Below are 23,150 nucleotides of genomic sequence, written 5' to 3'. Positions count from 1 at the left end.
CTCAGTCGGCGTCGGCGGTCTCCGGCTCGGGGATCCGGCCGTGGGTGCTGACGAGCAGCAGCACGACACCGACGACGGCCGCGACGAGCGAGGCCAGCAGGATCGAGATCTTGGCCTCCTGGGTCAGCAGGTCGGAGCCGGGGAACGACAGCCCGGCGATGAAGATCGACACCGTGAAGCCGATGCCACCGACGGCGCCGAGGCCCAGCACCATCGGCCAGGTGGTGTCCTCGGGGAGCTTGCCGAGACCGGTGCGCACGGCGACGAACGACGCCAGCACGATGCCGACCGGCTTGCCCAGCACCAGCCCGAGCATGATCCCGAGACCGACGGGCTCGGTGAAGACCTGGCCGATCGCGCCGAGCTCGACACCGGCGTTGGCGAGCGCGAACACCGGCAGCACGACGTACGCCGACAGCGGGTGCAGCGAGCTCTGCAGCCGCTCCACCACCGACACCGACTCCTTGAGCAGGAACCGCAGCTTGGCCAGCTCGTCGGGGTCGAGGACGTTGTCGCGCAGCGCCTCGCGGGCGTGGCCGCGCGCCACCTCCTCGCGCAGGAGCGGGGTCGCCGGCGCCAGCAGCCCGATCGCGACGCCCGCGAGCGTGGCGTGCACGCCCGACTCCAGCAGGGCGAACCACGTGCCGACGCCGAGCACGGCGTAGACCACGATCGTCCAGACCCGCAGCATCCGCGCGACGACCATCGCGGCGAGCAGGCCGAGGGCGACGGCGAGCCAGCCGAGCGAGAGGTCGGAGGTGTAGAAGACCGCGATCACCAGGATGGCGCCGATGTCGTCGACGATCGCCAGCGTCAGCAGGAACAGCCGCGCCGACGACGGGATCCGGCGTCCCAGGATGCCGAGGACGCCGACCGCGAACGCGATGTCGGTGGCCATCGGGATGCCCCACCCGTCGGCGCCGTGGCTGCCCGGAGGGTTGAGCGCGAGGTAGATGCCGGCCGGGACGACCATCCCGCCGATCGCCGCGACGATCGGCAGCGCCGCGGTGCGGGGGTCGCGGAGGTCGCCGTTGACCAGCTCGTACTTGATCTCGAGGCCGACGACGAAGAAGAAGATCACCATCAGGGCGTCGTTGACCCAGTGCTGGAGCGACTCGTCGAGGTGCAGCGGCCCGACGTCGAGACTCAGGTGGGCGTGCCAGAGGGTGTCGTACGACGACGCCCACGGGCTGTTGGCCCACACCAGCGCGATGGCCGCGGCCGCCAGCAGCAGCAGGGAACCGGCCGCCTCGACCCGCAGGAACTCGCGCACGGGGCGGGCGACCAGCCGGGCGAGCGGCTTGTTGCTCGCGATGTAGGACGGCCCGGTCTCCCACAGCTCGTCGATGCTGCCGGAGTCGTCGTCGTGCGGGTTGTGCGGGCGCGAGGCCATGGTGGTCTCACCTTCCGGGGTGGTCGAAGCGACGTTCCGCAGCCATCGCCACGGGCCGACCAGACTTCCCGGCTCACCTGAGGCACCAGTCTAGACGGTCACGTTGGTAGGGTCGCAGCCGTCAGCAGCACCCCTCGACGAAGGACCGAACTCCATGGCCAACGCACCGATCAAGGACACCGAGCCGACGATCGGCAAGCTCGTCATGGACGCGCAGCGCGACATCTCCAGCCTGGTCTCGAAGGAGATCCAGCTCGCGAAGTCGGAGCTGAAGGTCAGCGTCAAGCACGGAGGGGTCGGCATCGGCCTCTTCGCCGGCGCGGCGTTCCTCGGCCTCCTGGCCGTGATCATGCTGTCGGTCTCGATCGCCTACTTCATCCACTGGAACGGCCAGGGCCTCGACCTGCACTGGGCGTTCCTGATCGTCTTCGCCCTCTACCTCCTGCTCGCCGGGCTGCTGGCCTTCGTCGGCCTCCGCCAGGTCAAGCGGGTCAAGGCGCCCGAGCGCGCGATCAAGCAGGGCAAGCAGATCCCGCAGGCCCTCAAGGGCAAGGGCTGAGCCTCAGCGCACGCAGGTGCCGGTGTCGACCGGCGACTCGTTGGTGATGCCCTGCGCCGCGGACTCCGCGACCTGGCTCGCGGTGAGGGCGTAGCCGGTGTCGCGGTCGCTCACCGAGGCGGCGAACACCATGCCGGCCACGTCGCCGGCCGAGGTGAGCACGGGTCCACCGGAGTTGCCCGGGCGGATCAGCGCGCGCAGCGAGTAGACCTGGCGGATCACGGTGCCCTCGCCGTAGATGTCGGGCGAGCGCAGCCGCTGCTGGGAGCGGATCCGGCCGGAGCGCACGTCGTACGGGCCGTCCTCCGGGTAGCCCACGACGGCGATGTCGTCCTCGGGCTCGGCGGTGAGGTCGAGCTTGAGGCTGGGCACACCGGGGTCGGGCAGCGCCAGCACGGCGATGTCGAGGTCGGGGTCGTAGAGCACCACGCTGGCCACCACGCTGGTGCCGGCCACCTCGACCTCCGGGCGGGTCACCCCGGCGACGACGTGGGCGTTGGTCATCAGCCTGCCGGGTGAGAAGAAGAAGCCGGTGCCCTCGACGCCGCCACCGCAGCCGTTGGCGCCGCGGACCTTCGCCACGCTCGGCTGGGCCGCGACGACGTCGGGGTCGGTGAGCATGCGCGGGTCGCCCGGCTTGACGGCCACGATCCGCTCGGGCGCGAACGGCTCGAGGTAGCGGGGGAAGAACGTCGTCCCGACGACGTTGTTGAACGCCTGCAACACCTTGCTCGCGTCGGGCGGCAGGGTCTCGTCGACCTTGGCGAGCACGGTGGAGTCGCGCACCAGCGGGGTGATCGCACCGATCCGGGTGCCGGACACGGCGACGCCGAGGGCCCACGCCACGAGCAGCACCGCGACCGCGCTGAGCGCCGAGCCCCCGACCGCGTCGAGCGCACGGACCGGCTGCCAGGTGATCCGGTCGCGGATGCGGGCGCCGACGAACTGGAGCACCGCCTGGCCGAGCGAGGCGGAGATGATGACGATGAAGAGGGCGCCGAGGGAGACCCACAGCGAGGGTGCGGCGTCGCCCAGCGCGAGCGGCGCCGCCCAGATGCCGCCGAGGCCGCCGAGGAGCAGGCCCGCGGTGGCGAACGCACCGGTGACGAAGCCCTGCCAGTAGCCGGACAGCGCGTAGATCCCCACGAGCGCCAGGAGGCACCAGTCGAGGACGTTCATCGGCCGCTACTCCTCGAGCTTGGTGTTCGGCGCCAGGTCGGTGCCGCTGGGGACACCTTGCAGCATGTGGTCCGGCAGGTCACGCACCCGCGCCCGGTCCCACGTCTCGGCCCAGCCGAGGTAGGCGAAGAGCCGGGCCACGATGCCTGCGGTGAACCCCCACAGGATGACGTCCTTGTCGGGTCCGATGAGGAACCCCGGCCCGACCCAGCCGCTGGGGTGCCGCACGTTGATGCGGTGCTCGGGGTCGAGCAGGTCGGCGATGGCGACGCGGTGGATCGCGTGCACCTCGTCGGGGCTCGCGATCCGCACCTCTCCGCGCTCGCGCCAGTAGCCCAGGACGGGGGTGACCGCGAAGTTGCTGGGCGGCAGCCACAGCTCGGGCAGCTCGCCGAAGACCTCCACCTCCGACGACTGGAGGCCGACCTCCTCCAGCGCCTCGCGCAGCGCCGCCTCGCGGGGGGTCTCCCCCACGTCGATCGACCCTCCGGGGAACGACACCTGCCCGGGGTGGGAGCGCATGTGGTGGGCGCGCTCGGTGAGCAGCAGCTCGCCGCGGTGGGCGAGGTCGTCGGGACCCGACGGGTCGTCGTCGCGGTCGGCGAAGAGCATCAGCACCGCCCCGCGCCGGGCGTCGCTGCCCTCGGGCGGCATGAAGCGGGTGAGCTCGTGCACGGTGATGGTGGACGCCGCCTCGACCACCGGTGCGAGCCAGGCGGGGAGCGTGCTCACAGCGTGATGCCCAGCTGGTCGGCGACGAGCTGCTCGACCTCGTCGACGGAGTCGACGCCGCCCGAGCTCTGTCCCACGACGGTGCCGTTGGCATCGATGAACACGAAGGCCGGCATGCCGCGGCGCCCGATCGCGAACGCCTCCTGCGTCATCAGCTCGCCGCCCGGGTCGGCGAGCGAGGGGTAGGTGATCCCCGTCCGCTCGGCCAGGGCGAGCGCGCCCTCGGGGTGGACGTCGTTGAAGTCGATGCCGAGGACGGCCACCTGGTCGCCGTGCTGTTGGTGGAACTTCTCCAGCGCCGGCATCTCCTCCTCGCACGGCCCGCAGTTGAACTGCCACAGGTTGATGAGCATCGGACCGCGCAGCCCGGACAGGTCGACGTCGGGACCGCCGCCCAGGCAGGGCAGCGTGACGTCGGGCAGGCCGTCGGCGACGGCCCCGCCCGCACCGGGCGCACAGTCCTCCATGCCGATGCGCGCCTTGACCTCGCGGAGCGCGGGGGTGTCCACGTCGACGTCCGGCGGGCGTACGTTGATGCCGCCCTGCGCGGTGCAGGCGCTCAGCGCGGCGACCATCGCCACCGCGCCGGCCAACCGCCTCACGCAGGCCCCTGCGTCGTGACGAGCTTCTCCGCCTCCACCGGGTCGGTGGGGCCGGCGCCGAACGACGGGCACAGCCGCGCCAGCGGGCAGGCGCCGCACGCGGGCTTCTTGGCGTGGCAGCGGCGGCGGCCGTGCCAGATGAGGTGGTGGGACAGCATCGTCCAGTCGCGCCTGGGGAACAGCGCGCCGACGGCGTGCTCGACCTTGACCGGGTCGGTCTCCTCGGTCCAGCCGAAGCGGCGCGCGAGCCGGCCGAAGTGGGTGTCGACGGTGATGCCGGGCAGGTCGAAGGCGTTGCCCAGGACGACGTTGGCCGTCTTGCGCCCGACGCCGGGCAGCTTCACCAGGTCGTCGAGGCGCCCGGGTACCTGGCCGTCGAAGTCGTCGACGAGCGCCTGGCTCAGCCGGAGCACCGAGTCGGTCTTCTGCCGGAAGAAGCCCAGCGGGCCCAGGAGCTGCTCGAGGTGCTCGCGCGGAGCCGCGGCCATCGCCTCGGGCGTGGGGTAGGCCGCGAACAGCGCCGGGCTGGCGGCGTTGACGCGCCGGTCGGTGGTCTGCGCGGAGATGACGGTGACGACCAGGCACTCGAAGGCGTTGGTGAAGTCGAGCTCGGCCCGCGCGTCGGGATAGGTCGCGGCGAGGATCCGGTCCATCTTGCGGGCCCGTCGCACCAGCGACGTGTCGGGCTTGGGGACGTCGGTCGCGGCAGGCACGCGCCCAGCCTACGGTCCGCCTCCGACACCGCCGATCCGGGCGCAGGACCCGCACGGGCGGGTGCATTCGCACTTGTGACTCAGACCACGGCTAGGATCGTGCCCGATCCCTGAGGGCCCGTCCAACGAGCCCGCACCGGACCTGGCACGGGACGCACCGACTTGGAGGACTGACGTGGACAACGACGTGCTTCGGCAGGCACCGCTGTTCAGCTCGCTGGACGACGAGGCGGCCACCGCCCTCGGTGGTTCCATGGCGGAGACGACCCTGCGCCGCGGCGACGTGCTGTTCCACGAGGGCGACTCCGGCGACAAGCTCTACATCGTCACCGAGGGCAAGGTGAAGCTGGGCCGCTCCTCCTCCGACGGCCGCGAGAACCTGCTGGCGATCATGGGTCCCGGCCAGATGTTCGGCGAGCTCTCCCTCTTCGACCCGGGCCCGCGCTCGGCGACCGTCACGGCCGTCACCGACGCCTCGTTCGCCTCGCTGTCCCACGACGACCTGCTCCGCTGGCTCGAGGGCCGCCCGCAGGTCGCCCGAGGCCTGCTCTCCCAGCTCGCCTCGCGCCTGCGCAAGTCCAACGACGTCGTCGCCGACCTCGTCTTCTCCGACGTCCCCGGCCGCGTCGCCAAGGCGCTGCTCGACCTCGCCGACCGCTTCGGTCGCACCGCCGACGACGGCGTCCACGTGCACCACGACCTCACCCAGGAGGAGCTCGCCCAGCTGGTCGGCGCCTCCCGCGAGACGGTCAACAAGGCGCTCGCCGACTTCGCCTCGCGCGGCTGGCTGCGCCTGGAGCCCCGCTCCGTGGTCATCATGGACCTCGAGCGGCTCTCGCGCCGCGCGCGCTGAGTCTTTCTCGCTCCTCCTGACACCCGAGCAGGCACCTGCCTGCGTCATGGGTGGTGAAGGGGGTGCGGAGTGAGCACTGACGACGAGGCGGGGTTCACCGACTTCGTGGCGGCACGCCAGGCGGCGCTGTCGCGCACGGCGTACCTGCTGACCGGCGACCACCACCTCGCCCAGGACCTGGTGCAGGCGGCGCTGATGAAGGCGGCGCGGCACTGGCGGCGCATCCACACCTCGCCCGAGGCGTACGTCCGGCGCGCGATGTACCACCAGAACATCTCCTGGTGGCGCCGACGTCGCTTCACCGAGAGCGGGCTGGGCGGCCTCGACCGTGCTGCTCCGACCGCCGACGCCGACCTGCGGCTGAGCCTCGACCAGGCCCTGGCCCGGCTGACCCACAAGCAGCGCACCGTGCTGGTGCTGCGCTTCTACGAGGACCTCACCGAGGTCGAGACGGCCCGCGCGCTGTCGCTCTCGACCAGCACCGTGAAGTCGACCACCCGGCAGGCGCTCGCCCGGCTGCGCACGCTCGCGCCCGAGCTCGCCGAGCTGATCGGAGCAGACGCATGAGCCCCCACGACCAGGACCTCCGCACCACCCTCCACCGGCTCGCCGACGCGAGCGAGCCGCTCCCCGTCGACGACGACCTCTGGGGCCGAGCCCGGGCCGCGCAGCGTCGCAGCCGGGTCGTGCTCGCCGCCGCCGTCGTCGCCGTCGTCGTGGCCGTCGGGGGCGGCGTCGCGCTCTGGCCGACCGGTGACCGCGAGGCGCGTACGGCCGCGCAGGAGGTGCCGGGTGGCGCGATCCCCAGCCGGATCGAGGACCCCGGTGACCTGGAGTCCGAGAGCAACCTCTCGCTCGGCCGGGCGTCGGCGGCCTTCATCTCGGAGAGCAGCGAGCCGGTCGTCATCACCGCTGCCGACGGCCTACCGCACCAGCTCGGCCTGGCGGGTTGGGTGGCGAACGGTTCGGACCCTGACGAGATCCAGGTGAACCAGTCTCTCGCGCTCTCGCCGGACGGGCGGCGCCTCGCGTGGCAGGCTGCAGACGACCAGGACGGACGGGCGACGGTCGGGGTGCTCGACCTCGCCTCGGGCGAGACGAGCACCTTCCACCCCCTGCCGCCGAGAGCGGGCCTACGGCTGCGCGAGATGTCGTGGTCGCCTGACTCCGCGTGGCTCGTCTTCATCGCCGACGACTCGCCCGAGGTGTGGGTGGGGCGCCTCCGGCCGGGGTCGGACCACGACAACCGGGCGAACCAGCTGGTGGGCAACGTCGCATCCGTCGCCGTCGACCCCTCGGGCACGATCGTCCTGAGCCGGGCGTCCGGCGCACTCGAACGCATCCATCCCGCAGGCGACATCGCCACGATCGCGAGCCGGACGGACCTCGACGAGCTCGCCGTCGGTGCCGGACTGTTCTCCCCCGACGGGCGCTACCTCGCCATGCGTTCGTCGCTCGGTCCGGCGTCGTTCACCTTCGACACCAAGAAGCGGGTGCTCAGGGATCACCCGTTCCCGGACGGCACCTTCTCGGACGCCTTCGTCCTGCCGCAGGGCTGGGTGGACGACCGGCTGCAGCTGCTCCTGGTGCAGACGGTGAGCGACCGTGAGGTCGCCGAGCTGGTCGTCACCACGCCTTCGGTCGATGCGACCAGCACCTGGCGTCGCTCCGTCGGCCAGGTAAACGGCAGCATCGCCGGCACCTTGAGCCTCGCGGTCGACCTCGTGCCGGACCTCGACGGCACGTCGTCGCAGGAGCTCACCCACGACTTCGGTGACACGAGCGGGAGCACCCGTACGTTCCTCGGGGTCGAGCTCTCGCTCGCGATCGGCCTCGGGGTGGCCGCGGCGATCGCGCTCCTGATGGCGCTGCGGTGGCTCTGGCGGCGCCTCCTCGGGTAGTCCACCGGCTTCCAGTCGCCGCGGCCCCGCTCGGGCAGCCACCTGCCGGTGGACTACCCCGGCGGGACAGCCACTTCCCGGTGGACTACCAGAGTGGGGGTAGTCCAGTGACAAAACGTCGTCGGACGGGCCGTTCCACGACGTTCTGCCGCTGGAGTACCCCGACCGGACAGCGGTCTCCCACTGGACCACCCACGGACCGTGGTGACGCTCAGCGCGGTGACGTCCCAGGCGTGCAGCCCGATCTCGGCGATGTGCCAGTCGGTGCCGGCCGCCTGGTCGTCGTGCTGGCGGTGGGCTCCTGGCTGCCGCCCGGCTCACGACTGGCGGCCGCGCTCGTGCTGGTCGGGATGGTGGGCGCGTGCGGCAACGCCGCCTACGGCTGGGACGCCATCCACGTCTCGCTCGGTGACGCCCCGCTCGTCGACCAGCCGGGGGCGGCCGCCCTCATCAAGCCGATCGGACTCTTCTTCCCGCTGTCCCTGGCCCTGGTGGCGTGGGCGCTGGCACGGCTGGGCCACCGCTGGCAGGCGGCGCTCGTGCTCGTCGCGACCCTTGCGTGGCCGGTCGCCCACATCGGCAACGTCGCCACGCTGGCCGTGCTGGTCAACGTCGCGCTCGTCGTCGCCCTCGGCAGCCTGGTGTGGGACCGGTCGACCCAGAGGTCAGCTCAGAGGTCCTCGAGGTAGGCCAGCTGCGCGCGGACCGACAGCTCGGCGGCGCCCCACAGGACCGGGTCGACATCGGCGTAGACGACCTCGACGACCGCGCGCGGCAGGTCGTCGTGCGCGACGGGCCCGCGCTCGCGGAGGTCGCAGACGGCCTGACGGACCTGCTCGAGACGCTGCTGGCGGTGCGCGAGGTAGCCGTCGAGGGCGCCGAGGGCGCCGTCGATCACGGGGCCGTGGCCGGGCCACACGGTGGTGATGCCCTCCGCCCCGCACAGCGCGTGGAGCCGCTGGAGGGAGGAGAGGTACGCCCCGAGCTGGCCGTCGGGGTGCGCCACGACGGTGGTGCCACGGCCCAGCACGGTGTCACCGGTGAGGACCGCGCGGTCCTGCGGAACCACGAAGGACAGGGAGTCGGCCGTGTGGCCGGGGGTCGCCACGACGTGCACCTCGAGCCCGCCGACGCCGACCACGTCGCCCTCGCCGAGGCCCTCCCCGCCGAGCCGGTGGGCCGGGTCGAGGGCGCGGACGCCGCAGCGGTGGCGCTCGGCGTACTCCCGCGCGGCCTCGCTGTGGTCGTGGTGGTGGTGCGTCAGCAGCACGACGGACACGTCGCCGGCCACCGCGTCGATCGCGTCGAGGTGCGCGGCGATCGACGGGCCGGGGTCGACGACGACCGACCGGCTCGAGCCGGGGTCGCGCAGCACCCAGGTGTTGGTGCCGTCGAGCGTCATCGTGCCGGCGTTGGGGGCCAGCACGCAGGTGCCGGTCTCGCCGAAGGAGCCGCCGGTCCAGCCGCTCACCGCGCGGCCATCAGCTCGGCGTAGAAGGGCGGCGTGGACAGGATGAACTCCTCGCCGTCGGCGACGACCTCCGGCATGAACATCTCGACCGTGCGGCCCTGCGCGGCAGCCAGGACGGCGTCGGGTCCGGCGTGCTGGGCGACGTCGAGGCAGGTCAGCCAGGTCGGCGGCAGCATCAGCATCTCCTGCCGCTCGACCTGCTCGACGGCGTCGGCCGCCGGCAGCCAGGTGACCGACGACGACTCGGTCGACACGTCGCGGGTGACCTGCCCCTCGGGCAGGCGGGCGACGAAGAACCAGGTGCGGTAGCGGCGCGGCTCGAAGACCGGCGTCAGCCAACCGGACCACGCGCCGAGCAGGTCGGTGCGCAGCACGAGCGAGCGCCGCTCGAGGAACGCCGTCAGGGACAGCTCGCGCGACTCCAGCGCGACCCGGTCGGCCTCCCAGTCCTCGCCCGTGGTGTCGGCGACGACCGCGTCGGGGCCGGGACCGGCGAGCAGGACGCCGGACTCCTCGAACGTCTCGCGCGCCGCTGCGCAGACCAGCGCCCGCGCCCGCGCCTCGTCGCAGCCGAGCCGCTGCGACCACTCCGCCGGCGGCGGCCCGGCCCACAGGCCGCGGTCGACGAGCTCGTCGTCGAAGTCGCGCGGGTCGACGCCGCCCCCGGGGAAGACGCACATCCCCCCGGCGAACGCCATCGAGGTCTGCCGGCGCAGGAGGTAGACCTCGGGCCCGGCCACGCCGGGGCGCATCAGCACGACCGTGGCCGCGTCGCGTGGCTCGGCCGGGCTCGCCGACCCCCCGGCGTACGCCCTGGCCTGGGCCACGAGCGCGTCGGGCAGCGGCAGCCGCTCCATGCTCGGCACGCCGGCCTCAGACCTCGACGATGATCTCGACCTCGACGGGGACGTCGAGCGGCAGCACCGGGACGCCGACCGCCGAGCGGGCGTGCTTGCCGGCCTCGCCGAACACCTCGCCGAGCAGCTCCGAGGCGCCGTTGGCGACCTTGGGCTGACCGGTGAAGTCGGGCGTGGAGGCGACGAACACGACGACCTTGACCACGCGCTTGACGTGGTCGAGCGAGCCGATCTCGGCCTTGACCGCGGCGAGCGCGTTGAGCGCGCACTGCCGGGCGCACTCGTAGCCCTGCTCCTCGGTGACCTCGCCGCCGACCTTGCCGACGGCGATCATCTCGCCGTCGCGCGCCGGCAGCTGGCCGGCGGTGAAGACGAGGTTCCCGGTGCGGGCGGTGGGCTGGTAGGCCGCGACGGGCGGGACGACCTCGGGGACGGTGAGCCCCAGGTCGGCGAGGCGCTGCTCTGCCCCCACGGTGGACTCCGCCATGTCAGGCCCCCTGTCCGGGACGCTTGAGGAAGGCCACCAGACCGCCCTGGGCGTTGGTGTGGATGGCCACCAGCTCCCAGCCGTCCTGGCCGAAGTTGTTGAGCATCAGCGCTTCGTTGTGGAGCGGAATCGGCGCCACCTGGTATTCCCACTTGGTCATGGCTCGCACCCTACTCGGGGAGGACCGGCGTCCTTCCCGGGGCGGACGCGGCGGGTGCGCGGGCGGTCTACCGTTCGCTCCATGCCGACCACGACCGCGACGACCCGGGACCACCGGCCGTGGCGGCTCGGCCCCCGGGGTCGCGCGTGGTTCGACCGGCTGCTGGTCGCCGCGCTCGTGGTGCTCGCGCTCGGGCACCTCGTGTCCGGCCAGCCGGCCGCCCTGGTCCTCGCCGCGCTCGAGCCGCTGCCGCTGCTGTGGCGCCGGAGCCGGCCGTTCGCGGTGCTCCTCGCCGTGGCGGGCCTGTCCGCGTTGCAGGCGGTGGCGGTCGACACCCCGACGACGGGCCAGCTCGCCTTCCCGGTCGCCGTCTACTCGGTGGCGCGGTGGGCGCCGCGCTGGCAGGGCGTCGCGGCGCTGCTGGTCGGGTACGCCGGCGCGGTGGTCGCCGCCGTCAGGTGGCTCGTCGGCTTCGGCACCGTCGACCTCGCGCTCGGCAACGTCGCCCCCTACACCGTGACGATCGGGGCGATCGTGACCGCCGCGTGGGCGCTGGGCGCGGCAGCGCAGGAGCGCGAGAACTACGTCGCCGCGCTGGTCGCGCGCGCCGAGCAGGCCGAGCGCACCGCCGAGCGCGAGGTCGAGCTCGCCGCCCGCGACGAGCGCTCGCGGATCGCCCGCGAGATGCACGACGTCGTCGCCCACGGCCTGTCGGTGATCGTGGTGCAGGCCGACGGCGCGCGCTACGCCGCGGCCAGGGACCCGGACGTCGCGGTCGACACCCTCGGCACGATCGCGACCACCGGTCGCGAGTCGCTCACCGAGATGCGGCGGCTGCTCGGCCTGCTGCGCGACGGCGACACGGGCGTGGCCCCGCAGCCCGGCCTCGGCGACGTGCGGCACCTCGTCGAGGAGGCCCGCGCCGCCGGGACGGTGGTCGAGGCGGACCTCCCCGACCCGGTGCCCGACGTGCCCGACGGCGTCGCGCTCGCGGCGTACCGGATCGTGCAGGAGGCGCTGACCAACGTGCGCAAGCACGCCGGCCCCTCGGCGCGCGTGCGGGTCAGGGTGTCGGTCGGCCGCGGCGTCGAGGTCGAGGTCCGCGACGACGGGCGCGGCGCCGCGGCGCCGGCCGGCGACGGGCCCGGCCTCGGACTGGTCGGGATGCGCGAGCGCGCCGCCGTGCACGGCGGGACGGTCGAGGCCGGCCCCGCGGCCGGCGGCGGGTTCGCGGTGTCTGCGAGGCTGCCCCTGTGAGCGAGCCGGTCCGGGTCTTCCTCGTCGACGACCAGCAGATGGTGCGCGCCGGCTTCCGGATGCTGGTCGACAGCCAGGACGACATGGTCGTGGTCGGCGAGGCAGGGGACGGCGGCGAGGCCCTGGAGCAGCTCGCCGTGACCGCCGCCGACGTGGTGCTGATGGACGTGCGGATGCCGCGCCTGGACGGCGTCGAGACCACGCGCCGGCTGCTGGCGCGCGACGACGCGCCCCGGGTGATCGTGCTGACCACCTTCGACCTCGACGAGTACGCCTTCGCCGCCATCCGCGCCGGCGCCTCGGCCTTCCTGCTCAAGGACGCCGCACCGCCCGACCTGCTGGGGGCGATCCGCGCCGTCCGCGCCGGCGACGCGGTGGTGGCGCCGAGCACCACCCGCCGGCTGCTCGACCACTTCGCGGCGCTCCCCGACCCAGCCGCCGCCGCGCCCCGCGACGAACGTCTCGGCGGCCTCACCGAGCGGGAGGTCGAGGTGCTGACCCTGATCGCGCGCGGCCTGAGCAACACCGAGATCGCTGCCGACCTCGTCGTCGCCGAGACGACCGTCAAGACCCACGTCGGCCGGATCCTCGCCAAGACCGGCTCCCGCGACCGGGTCCAGCTCGTGGTCCTCGGCTACGAGTCGGGGCTCGTGCGTCCGTAGGCGACCCGGTCGAGCCACTGCGCGAGAAGCGCGCGCTCCGCCGCGCTCAGGACGTCGAGCCCCGGGACGAGCGCGCGCAGCGCGACTGCGGCGGCGACCGCGGGGTCCCCCGCGGGACCGGAGTCCGCCCGGTCCTTAGCCCCGGGGACCAGGACCGCCGCCAGCGCCGCCTCCATCATCGCCTCGGCCAGCCCGGGGTCGCGGTCGTCGGGCGGGGTCGACAGCAGCGCCTGGATCGCGCCGGTCGCGGTGGCGTGGACGAGGTCGACCGCGCGCGGCTCGGGCACCTGCAGCAGGCCGGCGGCGGCCAGCCGATGGACCCGCGCGGCCAGCACGTCGCGACCGGCCCGCACGGCCGCGGACGAGGTGCCGCGCTCGACCATCATGGCGAAGACCGCCGGGTGGGCCAGGCCGAACTCGACCTGGCGCCGCCAGCCCGAGCGGAAGTCCTCCAGCAGGTGGTCACCGGCGGCCTGCGCCGCCGCCAGCCCGGCCGTCTTGGCCGTGACGAAGGTGTGCAGGACGTGCTCGGCGACCGCCTCCAGCAGCCCGTCCTTGTCGCCGAACAGCCGGTAGATGGTGGGCGCCTGGACCCCGGCGCGCTCGGCCACGCCGCGGGTGGTCATCGCGGCAGCACCGCCCTCGCCGAGCAGCTCGGCCGCGGCCTCGACGATGGCCTGCCGGGTGTCGGTCCGCTCGCTCACGGACCAACGATAACGCGTCCTTGCTATCAGCGGTTCCGCATGAGACGCTCGTGCTGTTATCACCGCTAACACGAAGGACGGATCCATGATCATCATCACCGGCGCCACCGGCGCCCTCAACGGCGCGACCGCCGACCACCTGCTCCAGCACCTGTCCCCCAGCGAGCTCGTCGTCGTCACCCGCGACGTCTCGCGCGCCGCGCGGTTCGCCGCGCTCGGCGTCGAGGTCCGCCAGGGCGACTACGCCGACCCCGGGTCCCTCCCGGCGGCCTACGACGGCGCCGACCAGCTGCTCCTGGTCTCCTCGAGCGACCCCGCCGGCGACCACGTCGCCCTCCACCGCAACGCCATCGAGGCCGCCGCGTCGGTCGGCGTCGGCCGGATCCTCTACACCAGCCACCAGGGGGCGGCCCCGGACAACCCGTTCCTGCCGGGCGCGACCCACTTCGCGACCGAGCAGCTGCTCGCCGACTGCGGCGTCGCCTGGACCTCCCTGCGCAACGGCTTCTACGCCCACAGCCTGCAGTGGCTGGCCGGGCCGTGGCGCGAGACCGGCGTCATCGCCGTGCCGGGCGACGGCCCCGTGTCGTGGACCGCGCGTGAGGACGCGGCCGAGGCGGCCGCGGCGATCCTGCTCTCCGACGGAGCACACGACGGAGCCGTCACGCTCACCGCTCCCGCCGCGCCGACCTTCGCCGAGCTCGCCGACACCGCCTCCGAGGTCTCCGGGCGCACCGTCACGTGCCGGGTGCTGGGGGAGGACGAGTGGCTGGCCGCGCAGGCCGAGGCCGGCGTGCCGGAGCAGATGGCCGGGTTCGTCCTCGGGTTCCACCGGGCCGCGCGCGCGGGCTTCTTCGCCGGCACCGATCCGCTGCTCGGCGAGCTGCTCGGCCGCGCCCCGCGGACCGCGCGCGACGCCCTCGCCGCCCCGGCCTGACCCGGCCGCCCCGGCCTGACCGGGTCGCCGTCCTCCCCCGGTCGTACGCCGACCCTCCCGGTCGGCCCGCGGGCGTACGCCGGGTCCGTGCCGCAGGGGGACGATCCGGGGGCCGCCGGCCACGAGCGTTGTCCCCATGACGACGACACTCCAGACGACGGGCACGGCCGCCAGCACGCGCGGCCTCACGCGGACCTACGGCGACGGCGAGGGGGCGGTGCACGCGCTGCGCGGCATCGACCTCGACGTCCCGGCCGGCCGCTTCACCGCGATCATGGGCCCGAGCGGTTCCGGCAAGTCCACCCTCATGCACTGCCTCGCCGGCCTCGACGTCGCGAGCAGCGGCACGGTGAGCGTCGCGGGGCGCGACCTCGCGGGCCTCGACGACACGGCGCTGACGCTGTTCCGGCGCGAGCACATCGGCTTCGTGTTCCAGGCCTTCAACCTGCTCCCGATGCTCACCGCCGGGCAGAACATCCTGCTCCCGCTCGAGCTGGCCGGGCGCGAGGTCGACCGCGATCGCTACGACGAGGTGGTCCGCGTGCTCGGCATCGCCGACCGGCTCGGTCACCTGCCGAGCCAGCTCTCGGGTGGCCAGCAGCAGCGGGTGGCGATCGCCCGGGCCCTGGTCACGCAGCCCGACATCGTCTTCGCCGACGAGCCCACCGGCAACCTCGACAGCGAGGCCAGCGCGGAGGTGCTCGGCCACCTCCGCCGCTCGGTGCGCGAGCTCGGGATGACGGTGGTCATGGTGACCCACGAGCTCGACGCGGCGGCGTACGCCGACGACGTGGTGGTGATCCACGACGGCACCGTCACCGCCCACCTGACCGCGCCCGGGCAGGACGCGCTCGTGGCCGCGCTGCGCGGGCGGGGCGCCTGATGCGCACGGTGCTGGCCGCCTCCCTGCGGCACCACACCCGGCGCTACGTCGCTGCCGCGCTCGCCGTCGTCATCGGCGTCGCGTTCGTCGTCGTCACCGGCATGCTCACCGGTGCCACCCGCACCGGCCTCACCGCCGACGTGGGGGCGCCGGTCGCGGCGGTCGACCGCGTCGTCACCGTCGACGACACCCGGCAGGTGGACCGCCTGCTCGACCAGGCCGACGTGCCGGCCCTCGCGCTCGGCTACGCCATGGAGCCCGTCACCCGCGACGGCGTGCAGCTCACGGCGTCGGCCGACGTCGCCGAGGCCTCGCTCGACCCCGACCTGCAGTGGCAGGACCTGCGCGCCGGCCGCTTCCCGGACCGGCCGGGCGAGGTGGTGGTCGACGTCAACGCCGCCAAGAGCACGGACGTGCGGATCGGCGACGTGCTGCGCGTGGGCTCCGGGCGGGCCGCGACGGAGGTCGAGGTCGTCGGCACCGTCGACAGCCCGGCGGCGCTCGGCGCCTCGCTCTACGTCCCGTGGCAGGACCTGCGGCGCTTCCGCGCGACGCTCTACGTCGACGCGGTCGCGTGGGGCGGATCAGACGCGCAGGCCCGGGCGCTGGCCCCGGCCGCGACGGTCGACGCGGCGGACGCGTGGGTGGCCGAGCGCCAGGCCGAGATCACCCGCGGCGTCGACGTGCTGTCCGTCATGGCGCTGGTGTTCGTCGCGATCGCGCTCTTCGTCGGCGTGATGGTCATCGCCAACACCTTCGCCATCCTCTTCGCCCAGCGCCGACGCGACTTCGCCCTGCTCCGGTGCGTCGGGGTGACCCGCGGGCAGCTCCGGCGTGCCGTGCGCCTCGAGGCCCTCGCGCTGGGGCTCGTCGCCTCCGCCGTCGGCGTCGTCGCCGGCGCGGTCGTCGGCGCGGGTCTCGTGGCGCTGGTGCGCCACTGGTTCGCCGACATGGGCCCCGCCGCGCTCGACCCCACCTGGACCGCGGGCGGCTTCGCCGTCGGGGTCGTCGTCACGCTCCTCGCGGCGTGGCTGCCGACCCGCTCCGCGACCCGGGTGGCGCCGCTCGCCGCGCTGCGTCCCGACACCGGCGTCGACCTGCGCTCCGCCGCGGGGCGGCTGCGGCTCGTGTCCGCCGTCGTGCTGCTCGCGGGCGGCGCCGCGCTGCTCGCGCTCGCCGTGTCGTCGCACGCGGTGCCGGTCATGCTGGCGGGCGGGACCGTGACCTTCGTCGGGGTGCTGCTGGTCGGTCCGGTCCTCGTGCCGTGGCTGATCCGGCTCGTCGGCCGCCTGGTCGGCACCGGGCCGGTGCGGAGGCTGGCGACCGGCAACGCGGTGCGCAACCCGCGGCGTACGGCGACCACCGCCGCCTCCCTGCTGGTCGGCGTCACCCTCACCACGGCCGTGCTCACCGGGCTCGCGTCGTCGCGCACCGGCATCGACGAGGAGATGGATCGGGAGTACCCCGTCGACTTCTCCGTCACGACCGTCGACCGCCCCCTGGCCGCCGACCTGCGGGCGCGCGCGGAGGCGCTGCCCGACGTGGCGTCGGTCGAGCTCCTCGACGGCACCACGGCCACGCTGGGCGGCGTCGAGGTGCCCCTGCTCGGCACCGACGGGCGACCGGGGACGGTCCGTGGGCCCGCCGACCTGTCGCCCGCCGACGGCGTCGTCCTCCTGCCCCACGACGTGATCGACGAGCTGCCGCGGCGCGTCGCGGACGCCGTGTGGAAGGACCGCGAGGTGGTGGTGATCGTCGCGGGCCGCGAGCGCACCCTGCAGGTCAGGCCCTCGACCGGGTGGGGCCGGGCCGGCATCGTCTCGGCGACCACGCTGCTCGCGCTCGATCCCTCACCCGTGCCGGGCGCCCTGTGGGTGCGGGCCGGCGGTGGCGCGGACGCCGAGGACCTGCGCGGTGACCTGGCCGCGCTCGCCGGGGCGAGCGGCGCGGGCCTCGACGGCGGCTACACCCAGCGTGCGTGGGTCGACCTGCAGGTCGACATCCTGACCGGCGCGGTCGTCGGGCTGCTGGCGATCGCGATCGTCATCGCGCTGGTCGGCATCGCCAACACGCTCGGCCTGTCGGTGCTCGAGCGCAGCCGGGAGAACGCCCTGCTGCGGGCGATGGGACTGACCCGCCAGCAGCTGCGCCGGGCGATGGCCGCCGAGGGGCTGCTGCTCTCGGCGGTCGCCACCGCGATGGGCGTCGCGCTCGGCCTGACGTTCGCGTGGGTGGGCGTCCAGGTCCTCATCGCCTCGGTGGTCGACGACGTGGGGCTCACCGTCCCGGTGCTGCAGGTGGGCACGGTCGCGGTCGTCGCCGCGCTCGCCGGGCTCGGTGCCTGCGTGCTTCCGGCCCGACGGGCGGCACGCGTCGCCCCGGCAGCCGGGCTGGCGCTCGACTGAGGCGGGTGGGCGCGGGTCAGGACTCGAGGTTCTCCCGCGCCCACGAGCCGATCTCGCGCAGGACGGGCAGCAGCGCCAGGCCCGACTCGCTGAGCTCGTAGGTGACCGCGACGGGCGGCCCCTCCTCGACGCGGCGGACGACCAGCCCGGCACCGGCCAGCTCGGAGAGCCGGTCGGACAGCATCGAGTCGCTGATCCCGAGCACGCGCTTGAGCTCGGCGAAGCCGGCGGGGCCGGAGCCGAGGACGGAGATGAGCATCGCGTTCCAGCGCTTGCCGAGGAACTGGAAGGCCCGCGACAGCGCACCGTCGCACTGGCGCACCTCGTGCCCTGCGGGGACCACGTCGCGGGTGCCGGTTGCCATGTGACCCACCTTACCTCTGCTTCGGTCTTGACGGTAACTTCTGATTCAGTAGTAGCATTGGAGATGCAAGCAACCCTCGACTTCAGGAGCATCCCGATGACCGTCACGACCCTCGAGTCCCTCGACTCCGACGCCCGCGCCCTGCTCTTCACCGAGGCGCGCACGGCCAACTCGTTCTCCGACCAGCCGGTCACCGACGAAGAGCTCGCCGGCATCTGGGAGCTGACCCGCTTCGCCCCCACCATGGCCAACAGCCAGCCGCTGCGTGTGCTCTACGTCCGCACCGACGAGGGCAGGGCGCGCCTGCTCCCCCACGTCAACGAGGGCAGCAACCGCGACAAGGCCGCCAGCGCTCCCGCGATCGCGGTGCTGGCCTACGACGCCGACTTCCACCACCAGTTCCCGGTGACCTTCCCCGACCGCGCGGAGATGTTCCTGGAGAGCTTCGGCGCCATGCCTGCGGAGGTCCGCGAGCCGATCTCCAAGTACAGCGCCGCCCTGGCCACCGGTCAGTTCTTCCTCGCCGTCCGCGCGCACGGCCTCGCCGCCGGCCCGATGGGTGGCTTCGACGCCGCCGGCATCGACGCGGAGTTCTTCGCCGGCACCTCGTGGAGGAGCCACCTCGTGGTCAACCTCGGCCACCCCGGCACCGACCCGTGGTTCCCGCGCCTGCCGCGCGTCGACGTGCGCGACGCGGTCAGCTGGGCCTGATCCGGCCGATCCGGCCCGATCCTCTGGCCTGAACCCTCTGGCCCCCACGCCGTTCGAGGTGTGCTGCAGGTCCTGCGCCGATCGCTAGATTGCGCCGCATGGAGCGCACCGAGGCGGCCGAGAGCCGGGAGAACAAGGACGGCCTCGACCCGTTCGAGCGGTTCGTGGAGCTGTCGACCCGGGCGATCAGCCGGGCGCCGTTCTTCGCGGTGGTCGTGGCGGTCGTGGTCGTCTGGGCGGCGAGCTACCCGCTGTGGACGTCGACCACCAAGTGGGAGCTGGCGATCCACACCTTCGGCGGGGTGCTCTCGCTGCTCCTGCTGGTCCTGCTGGAGAACGCCGGGCGCCGCAACACCGAGGCGATGCAGGAGAAGCTCAACGTCCTCGCCGAGGCGCTGGCCGCGCTGATGGACTCCCGCGCCGCCGACGACCCCGACCTCCGCGAGGCCGCCGAGAACCTCCGCGAGGCCGTCGGCCTGGAGGAGCGCCACTGACCCGAGCAGGTCAGGCGGCCAGCAGCCGCAGCGTCTCCTCGCGGGTCGGCGCGACGGTGGCGTCGGTGCCGGCCCACGCGCCGGCCACCGGGTGCACCATCACCTCGTCGACGCCGTAGGTCTCGGCGAGCTCGGCGAGCTGGGCGCGCGCCTGCTCGGGCGCGCCGACCACCCAGCGCGCGCTCATCGCCTGGCCGAAGGACGTCTGGTCGGGCGTCATCTCGACCGCCTCCGCCTCCTCGACGAGGCGCTGCGGGAGCAGCGGGGCGCCGGTGCGGAGCGCGAGCATCTGCTGCACGTTGGGCAGCGCGAGGCGGCGCGCCTCCTCCTCGGTCGGCGCCACGACGACGTTGACGGTGAGGAAGGTGCGCGGCTCCGGGTGCTCCGGCGAGGGCCGGTAGGAGGAGCGGTAGAGCTCGATCGCCTCGCCGGTGCCTTGGCCTGCGAAGTGGTGCGCGAAGACGTACGGCAGGCCCTTCTCGGCGGCCAGGCGCGCGGAGTAGTCGGACGAGCCGAGCAGCCACACCTGGGCCAGGCTCGTGGCGCTCGGCGTCGCGCGCAGCGGCTGGCGGCGCGGCCCGACCTGCAGCTCGACGCCCTCGGTCGACATCAGCGTGATGATGTCGTCGACGTACTCCGGGAAGCGGGTGACCGCCTCGTCGGCGGACTCGGCGTTGCTGCCGCGCAGGACGTAGCGGGTGAGCGGGTCGGTGCCGGGGGCGCGGCCGATGCCGAGGTCGATGCGGCCCGGGAACGCCGCCTCGAGGAGCGCGAACTGCTCGGCGACCACCAGCGGTGCGTGGTTGGGCAGCATCACGCCGCCTGAGCCGACGCGGATGCGCTCGGTGGCAGAGGCGAGCATCGCGATGAGGACCGGCGGGTTGGTCGCCGCGACCGCCGGCATGTTGTGGTGCTCGGCGACCCAGTAGCGGCGGTAGCCGTGCTCGTCGGCGACCTGGGCGAGCCGCCGCGAGGCGGCGATCGCGTCGCCGGTCGTCTGGTCGCTGCGGACCGGGACGAGGTCGAGGACGGACAGGGCGAGCGGGGACGGCTGAGCAGGTGAGGTCACTGTCTGCACAGCGTCCTCGGGGCCGTGGGTATTCCGATTGACCTCGGCTGCGGGTCAGGTCATACCGTCGTCGGGGTGAGCACGACCACGACGCCGCGCGAGCGGATCCTCTCCCCCGCCTACGCCGCGACGACGGTGGCGATGTTCGGCCTGATCGCCTTCGTGGCGTTCGAGGCGATGGCGGTCGCGACGGTGATGCCGACCGTGGCGCGCGACCTCGACGGCCTCGGCCTGTACGCCCTCGCCTTCGCCGCGCCGCTGGCCAGCGGCGTCGTCGGCATGGTCGCCGCCGGTGCGTGGAGCGACCGGAGCGGCCCCGTCGTGCCGTTGCTGGCCTCGCTGGCGCTCTTCTCCACCGGCCTGCTGGTGTGCGGGGCGGCGCCGACCATGGACGTGCTGCTCGTCGGCCGGGTGCTGCAGGGGCTCGGCGGCGGGGCGCTCACGGTCGGCCTCTACGTCGTCGTCGGCCTCGTCTACCCCGCGACGCTGCGGCCCGCGGTGTTTGCCTCCTTCGCCGCCGCGTGGGTGCTGCCTGCCCTCTTCGGTCCGGGCCTGGCGGCGTTCGTCGCGACCACCTGGAGCTGGCGATGGGTGTTCCTCGGGGCCGTCGCGCTCGTCGCCCTGGCGCTGGCCCTCCTCGCCCCGGCCCTGCGACGCCTCGAGCCGCACGCCGAGGCCAACGAGACTCCGGGCAGCCGCATCTGGTGGGCCGTCCTGGGTGCGGTCGCGGTGCTCGTGCTCGAGCTGCTGGGCTCGGCGAGCGGCCTGCCCGCGCTCGGCGCCCTGGTCGCACTCGCGCTCGTGTGGCTGGCGCTCGGCCGGCTCCTCCCGGCGGGCAGCCGTCGGCTCGCGCCGGGCCTGCCGGCCGTGATCGCGACCCGCGGCCTGCTCAGCGCCGTCTTCTTCTGCGCCGAGGCCTACATCGTCTACGTGCTCCAGGACCACTGGGACGTCGGTCCCGGCCGCGCCGGCATCGCCCTCACCTGCGTCGGCGTGGTGTGGGCGGCGTCCAGCCAGCTCCAGTCCCGCCTCGGCGAGCGGGTGTCGCACCAGCGGGCGATGCTCCTCGGCTCGACGGTGGTGCTCGTCGGCGTGGGCGCCCTCGCGCTCACGGTACTGACCGTCGACGGCGGCACCCGGCCGTCCGCCGTGCTGCCGGCGGCGGCGTACGTCCTCGCAGGCGCGGGGATGGGGTTCGCCTACCCGCGCACCGGCGTGGCGATGCTCGAGGCCTCGACCGACCGCGACCGCGGCTTCAACTCCTCGGCGCTCTCGGTCGCCGACTCGCTGGGCGCGGCTCTCGCGCTGTCGTCGGCGGGGGCGCTGTTCGCCGCGGCCGACCGGTCGGGCCACGACCCGTTCCTCGCGGTGTTCGCGGCGGCGGCGGCGCTCGGCGTGGTGGGCGTCGTGGCGGCGGCCCGGACGCGTACGCCCTGAACGCACGCCCGGCCGGCCCCACGGGGGTCGGGGCCGGCCGGACGGGTCGAGCGAGCGAGGCTCAGGAGGCCTGCTCGAGCGTGGGGTAGTCGGTGTAGCCCTCGGCGCCGCCACCGTAGAAGGTGTCGGGGTCGGGCTCGTTGAGCTCGGCCCCGGTGCGCCAGCGCTCGGCGAGGTCGGGGTTCGCGAGGAACGGCCGGCCCACGACGACCGCGTCGGCCAGACCGGTCCCGAGGAGCTTCTCGACCGAGTCGAGCGTCGTGACGTCGCCGAAGCCGTCGTTGAGCAGGACCACGCCGTCGAAGCGCTCGCGCAGGTCGCGCACGAGGGACTCGAGCGGCTCGAGCGGGCTGGCGAGGATGCTCAGGTAGGCCAGGCCCAGCGGCGACACGGCGTCGACGACCGCGCGGTAGGTCTCGGCGAGGTCGGCGTTGATCTCCTCGCCGATGCCGTTGAACCGGTGGGCCGGGCTCAGGCGCAGGCCGACGCGCTCGGCGCCGATCGCCTCGGCGACCGCGGTGACGACCTCGACGACGAAGCGCGCCCGGTTCTCCGGCGAGCCGCCGTAGACGTCGTCGCGCTGGTTGACCGTCGGGTCGAGGAACTGGTGGCCGAGGTAGCCGTTGGCGGCGTGCACCTCGACGCCGTCGAGGCCGGCCGCGACAGCGTTGCGGGCGCCGGCGACGTAGTCGGCCACGAGGCCGGCGACCTCGTCGGTGGTGACCGCACGCGGGACGTCGTGGGGCTTCGAGCCGTCGGCGGTCACCATCTCGCCCGGCGCCTGCACGGCGCTCGGGGCGACGGTCTCGGCGCCGTCCTTGTTGTCGGCGTGCGCGATCCGGCCGGCGTGCATCAGCTGGGCGACGATCACGCCGTCGCGCGCGTGCACCGCGTCGGCAACGGCACGCCAGCCGGCGACCTGCTCGTCGGTGTAGAGGCCCGGCACGTCGAGGTAGCCCTGGCCGACCTGGCTCGGGGCGATGCCCTCGGTGATGATCAGACCGGCGCCGGCGCGCTGCCCGTAGTACTCGGCGTTGAGGCCGGTCGGGGCGTGGCCCTCACCCGCGCGGTTGCGGGTCAGCGGGGCCATGACGAAGCGCTGCGGCAGCTTCCAGGGGCCGACGGCGAGGGGCTCGAATGCGAGGCTCATGGGATCCGGTTCCTCCAGGTGGTTGAGGTCTGTACGACCTCCTCAGCCACCGGCGGGCCGCCGATGTTCCCCGACGAGAGCCACCTCACACCGCCCCCACCCGGCCGGGTGACCGGCGTACTTCGAGGTCGGAGCCGCCGCTTCGTACGCGAAGCTTCCGCCTCGAAGCG

General features: G+C 74.0%; 26 protein-coding genes. 13 read left to right on the top strand and 13 right to left on the bottom strand.

Features of this window, described 5'->3' with window-relative positions; translation table 11 throughout:
* Nucleotide 1 precedes the first annotated feature (1 nt).
* Entirely contained in the window at nt 2-1,393 is a 1,392-nt protein-coding gene (gene nhaA, locus ACFFJG_RS11720; protein WP_378518903.1) for a Na+/H+ antiporter NhaA, read from the bottom strand.
* A gap of 154 nt (nt 1,394-1,547) precedes the next feature.
* Here nhaA and ACFFJG_RS11715 point away from each other — a divergent pair, with 154 nt between their 5' ends.
* Nucleotides 1,548-1,952, top strand: a complete 405-nt coding sequence (locus ACFFJG_RS11715) for a phage holin family protein (protein WP_378518902.1) — start codon at nt 1,548-1,550, stop codon at nt 1,950-1,952.
* A gap of 3 nt (nt 1,953-1,955) precedes the next feature.
* Here the strand turns inward: ACFFJG_RS11715 and ACFFJG_RS11710 are convergent, their stop codons facing one another.
* From ACFFJG_RS11710 to nth, 4 genes are read right to left on the bottom strand one after another with little or no spacing between them, the layout of a single operon-like run.
* A complete protein-coding gene (locus ACFFJG_RS11710; protein WP_378518901.1) occupies nt 1,956-3,131 on the bottom strand; it encodes a MarP family serine protease in 1,176 nt (391 codons plus the stop codon).
* A 6-nt stretch (nt 3,132-3,137) separates the two neighbouring features.
* Nucleotides 3,138-3,863 (bottom strand): NUDIX hydrolase, encoded by a 726-nt coding sequence (locus ACFFJG_RS11705; protein ID WP_378518900.1) that lies wholly within the window; start codon nt 3,861-3,863, stop codon nt 3,138-3,140.
* Entirely contained in the window at nt 3,860-4,465 is a 606-nt protein-coding gene (locus tag ACFFJG_RS11700) for a TlpA family protein disulfide reductase (RefSeq protein ID WP_378518899.1), read from the bottom strand. The genes ACFFJG_RS11705 and ACFFJG_RS11700 overlap by 4 nt, the downstream gene beginning before the upstream one ends.
* A complete protein-coding gene (gene nth / locus ACFFJG_RS11695) occupies nt 4,462-5,118 on the bottom strand; it encodes an endonuclease III (protein WP_378519485.1) in 657 nt (218 codons plus the stop codon). Before nth ends, ACFFJG_RS11700 begins: the two co-directional genes overlap by 4 nt.
* Before the next feature lie 235 nt (nt 5,119-5,353).
* On the opposite strand from nth, the gene ACFFJG_RS11690 reads away from it, so the two are divergent.
* The 4 genes from ACFFJG_RS11690 to ACFFJG_RS11675 all read left to right on the top strand — a co-directional run bounded on the left by ACFFJG_RS11690 (nt 5,354) and on the right by ACFFJG_RS11675 (nt 8,621).
* Nucleotides 5,354-6,031, top strand: coding sequence for a Crp/Fnr family transcriptional regulator (locus tag ACFFJG_RS11690; protein ID WP_210651214.1), 678 nt, complete (start codon nt 5,354-5,356; stop codon nt 6,029-6,031).
* 69 nt (nt 6,032-6,100) lie between these two features.
* Nucleotides 6,101-6,598, top strand: coding sequence for a SigE family RNA polymerase sigma factor (locus ACFFJG_RS11685; protein ID WP_378518898.1), 498 nt, complete (start codon nt 6,101-6,103; stop codon nt 6,596-6,598).
* Nucleotides 6,595-7,932, top strand: a complete 1,338-nt coding sequence (locus tag ACFFJG_RS11680) for a WD40 repeat domain-containing protein (RefSeq protein ID WP_378518897.1) — start codon at nt 6,595-6,597, stop codon at nt 7,930-7,932. Before ACFFJG_RS11685 ends, ACFFJG_RS11680 begins: the two co-directional genes overlap by 4 nt.
* Nucleotides 7,933-8,165: 233 nt before the next feature.
* The gene (locus tag ACFFJG_RS11675; protein WP_378518896.1) at nt 8,166-8,621 is read left to right on the top strand and encodes a hypothetical protein; all 456 of its coding nucleotides are present in this window, start codon (nt 8,166-8,168) and stop codon (nt 8,619-8,621) included.
* On the opposite strand, the gene ACFFJG_RS11670 is transcribed toward ACFFJG_RS11675, so the two are convergent.
* The 4 genes from ACFFJG_RS11670 to sp36 are packed head-to-tail and all read right to left on the bottom strand — an operon-like array spanning nt 8,603 to nt 10,907.
* Nucleotides 8,603-9,403 (bottom strand): MBL fold metallo-hydrolase, encoded by an 801-nt coding sequence (locus ACFFJG_RS11670; protein WP_378518895.1) that lies wholly within the window; start codon nt 9,401-9,403, stop codon nt 8,603-8,605. The genes ACFFJG_RS11675 and ACFFJG_RS11670 overlap by 19 nt on opposite strands.
* Complete coding sequence (locus ACFFJG_RS11665; RefSeq protein WP_378519484.1) at nt 9,400-10,260, bottom strand: NUDIX hydrolase; 861 nt, start codon at nt 10,258-10,260, stop codon at nt 9,400-9,402. The genes ACFFJG_RS11670 and ACFFJG_RS11665 overlap by 4 nt, the downstream gene beginning before the upstream one ends.
* A 16-nt stretch (nt 10,261-10,276) precedes the next feature.
* Nucleotides 10,277-10,747, bottom strand: a complete 471-nt coding sequence (locus ACFFJG_RS11660) for a RidA family protein (RefSeq protein WP_378518893.1) — start codon at nt 10,745-10,747, stop codon at nt 10,277-10,279.
* Nucleotide 10,748: 1 nt separating this feature from the next.
* Entirely contained in the window at nt 10,749-10,907 is a 159-nt protein-coding gene (gene sp36 / locus ACFFJG_RS11655; RefSeq protein WP_200937926.1) for a Sp36 family protein, read from the bottom strand.
* An 81-nt stretch (nt 10,908-10,988) separates the two neighbouring features.
* On the opposite strand from sp36, the gene ACFFJG_RS11650 reads away from it, so the two are divergent.
* The gene (locus ACFFJG_RS11650; protein WP_378518892.1) at nt 10,989-12,164 is read left to right on the top strand and encodes a sensor histidine kinase; all 1,176 of its coding nucleotides are present in this window, start codon (nt 10,989-10,991) and stop codon (nt 12,162-12,164) included.
* Entirely contained in the window at nt 12,161-12,826 is a 666-nt protein-coding gene (locus ACFFJG_RS11645) for a response regulator (RefSeq protein WP_378518891.1), read from the top strand. Before ACFFJG_RS11650 ends, ACFFJG_RS11645 begins: the two co-directional genes overlap by 4 nt.
* Here the strand turns inward: ACFFJG_RS11645 and ACFFJG_RS11640 are convergent.
* Entirely contained in the window at nt 12,799-13,530 is a 732-nt protein-coding gene (locus tag ACFFJG_RS11640) for a TetR/AcrR family transcriptional regulator (protein ID WP_378518890.1), read from the bottom strand. The two genes, ACFFJG_RS11645 and ACFFJG_RS11640, sit on opposite strands and share 28 nt — an antisense overlap.
* A gap of 85 nt (nt 13,531-13,615) precedes the next feature.
* On the opposite strand from ACFFJG_RS11640, the gene ACFFJG_RS11635 reads away from it, so the two are divergent.
* From ACFFJG_RS11635 to ACFFJG_RS11625, 3 genes are all read left to right on the top strand, one after another.
* Nucleotides 13,616-14,467, top strand: coding sequence for an NmrA family NAD(P)-binding protein (locus ACFFJG_RS11635; RefSeq protein ID WP_378518889.1), 852 nt, complete (start codon nt 13,616-13,618; stop codon nt 14,465-14,467).
* 136 nt (nt 14,468-14,603) lie between these two features.
* Nucleotides 14,604-15,350 carry an ABC transporter ATP-binding protein gene (locus ACFFJG_RS11630; protein WP_378518888.1) on the top strand — a complete coding sequence of 249 codons (747 nt, stop codon included), beginning with the start codon at nt 14,604-14,606 and terminating at the stop codon, nt 15,348-15,350.
* Nucleotides 15,350-17,755 (top strand): FtsX-like permease family protein, encoded by a 2,406-nt coding sequence (locus tag ACFFJG_RS11625; protein ID WP_378518887.1) that lies wholly within the window; start codon nt 15,350-15,352, stop codon nt 17,753-17,755. The genes ACFFJG_RS11630 and ACFFJG_RS11625 overlap by 1 nt, the downstream gene beginning before the upstream one ends.
* A 16-nt stretch (nt 17,756-17,771) precedes the next feature.
* On the opposite strand, the gene ACFFJG_RS11620 is transcribed toward ACFFJG_RS11625, so the two are convergent.
* Nucleotides 17,772-18,119, bottom strand: coding sequence for a winged helix-turn-helix transcriptional regulator (locus ACFFJG_RS11620; RefSeq protein WP_378518886.1), 348 nt, complete (start codon nt 18,117-18,119; stop codon nt 17,772-17,774).
* A gap of 96 nt (nt 18,120-18,215) precedes the next feature.
* On the opposite strand from ACFFJG_RS11620, the gene ACFFJG_RS11615 reads away from it, so the two are divergent.
* Both ACFFJG_RS11615 and ACFFJG_RS11610 read left to right on the top strand, forming a co-directional pair.
* A complete protein-coding gene (locus ACFFJG_RS11615) occupies nt 18,216-18,830 on the top strand; it encodes a malonic semialdehyde reductase (protein ID WP_378518885.1) in 615 nt (204 codons plus the stop codon).
* Nucleotides 18,831-18,928: 98 nt separating this feature from the next.
* Nucleotides 18,929-19,324, top strand: coding sequence for a low affinity iron permease family protein (locus ACFFJG_RS11610; RefSeq protein ID WP_378518884.1), 396 nt, complete (start codon nt 18,929-18,931; stop codon nt 19,322-19,324).
* Between the two features lie 10 nt (nt 19,325-19,334).
* Here ACFFJG_RS11610 and ACFFJG_RS11605 read toward each other — a convergent pair whose 3' ends face one another.
* Nucleotides 19,335-20,393, bottom strand: a complete 1,059-nt coding sequence (locus ACFFJG_RS11605; protein ID WP_378518883.1) for an LLM class flavin-dependent oxidoreductase — start codon at nt 20,391-20,393, stop codon at nt 19,335-19,337.
* A gap of 75 nt (nt 20,394-20,468) precedes the next feature.
* On the opposite strand from ACFFJG_RS11605, the gene ACFFJG_RS11600 reads away from it, so the two are divergent.
* Nucleotides 20,469-21,830: an MFS transporter gene (locus ACFFJG_RS11600; RefSeq protein WP_378518882.1), complete on the top strand. Its 1,362-nt coding sequence runs from the start codon at nt 20,469-20,471 to the stop codon at nt 21,828-21,830.
* 61 nt (nt 21,831-21,891) lie between these two features.
* On the opposite strand, the gene ACFFJG_RS11595 is transcribed toward ACFFJG_RS11600, so the two are convergent.
* On the bottom strand, nt 21,892-22,980 hold the full coding sequence (locus ACFFJG_RS11595) for an alkene reductase (protein WP_378518881.1): 1,089 nt from the start codon (nt 22,978-22,980) through the stop codon (nt 21,892-21,894).
* Nucleotides 22,981-23,150 lie beyond the last annotated feature (170 nt).

This window comes from Nocardioides zeicaulis (assembly GCF_042432345.1).
GTDB classification, from domain to species: domain Bacteria; phylum Actinomycetota; class Actinomycetes; order Propionibacteriales; family Nocardioidaceae; genus Nocardioides; species Nocardioides zeicaulis.
This window is presented reverse-complemented; position numbering and strand designations above follow the sequence as displayed.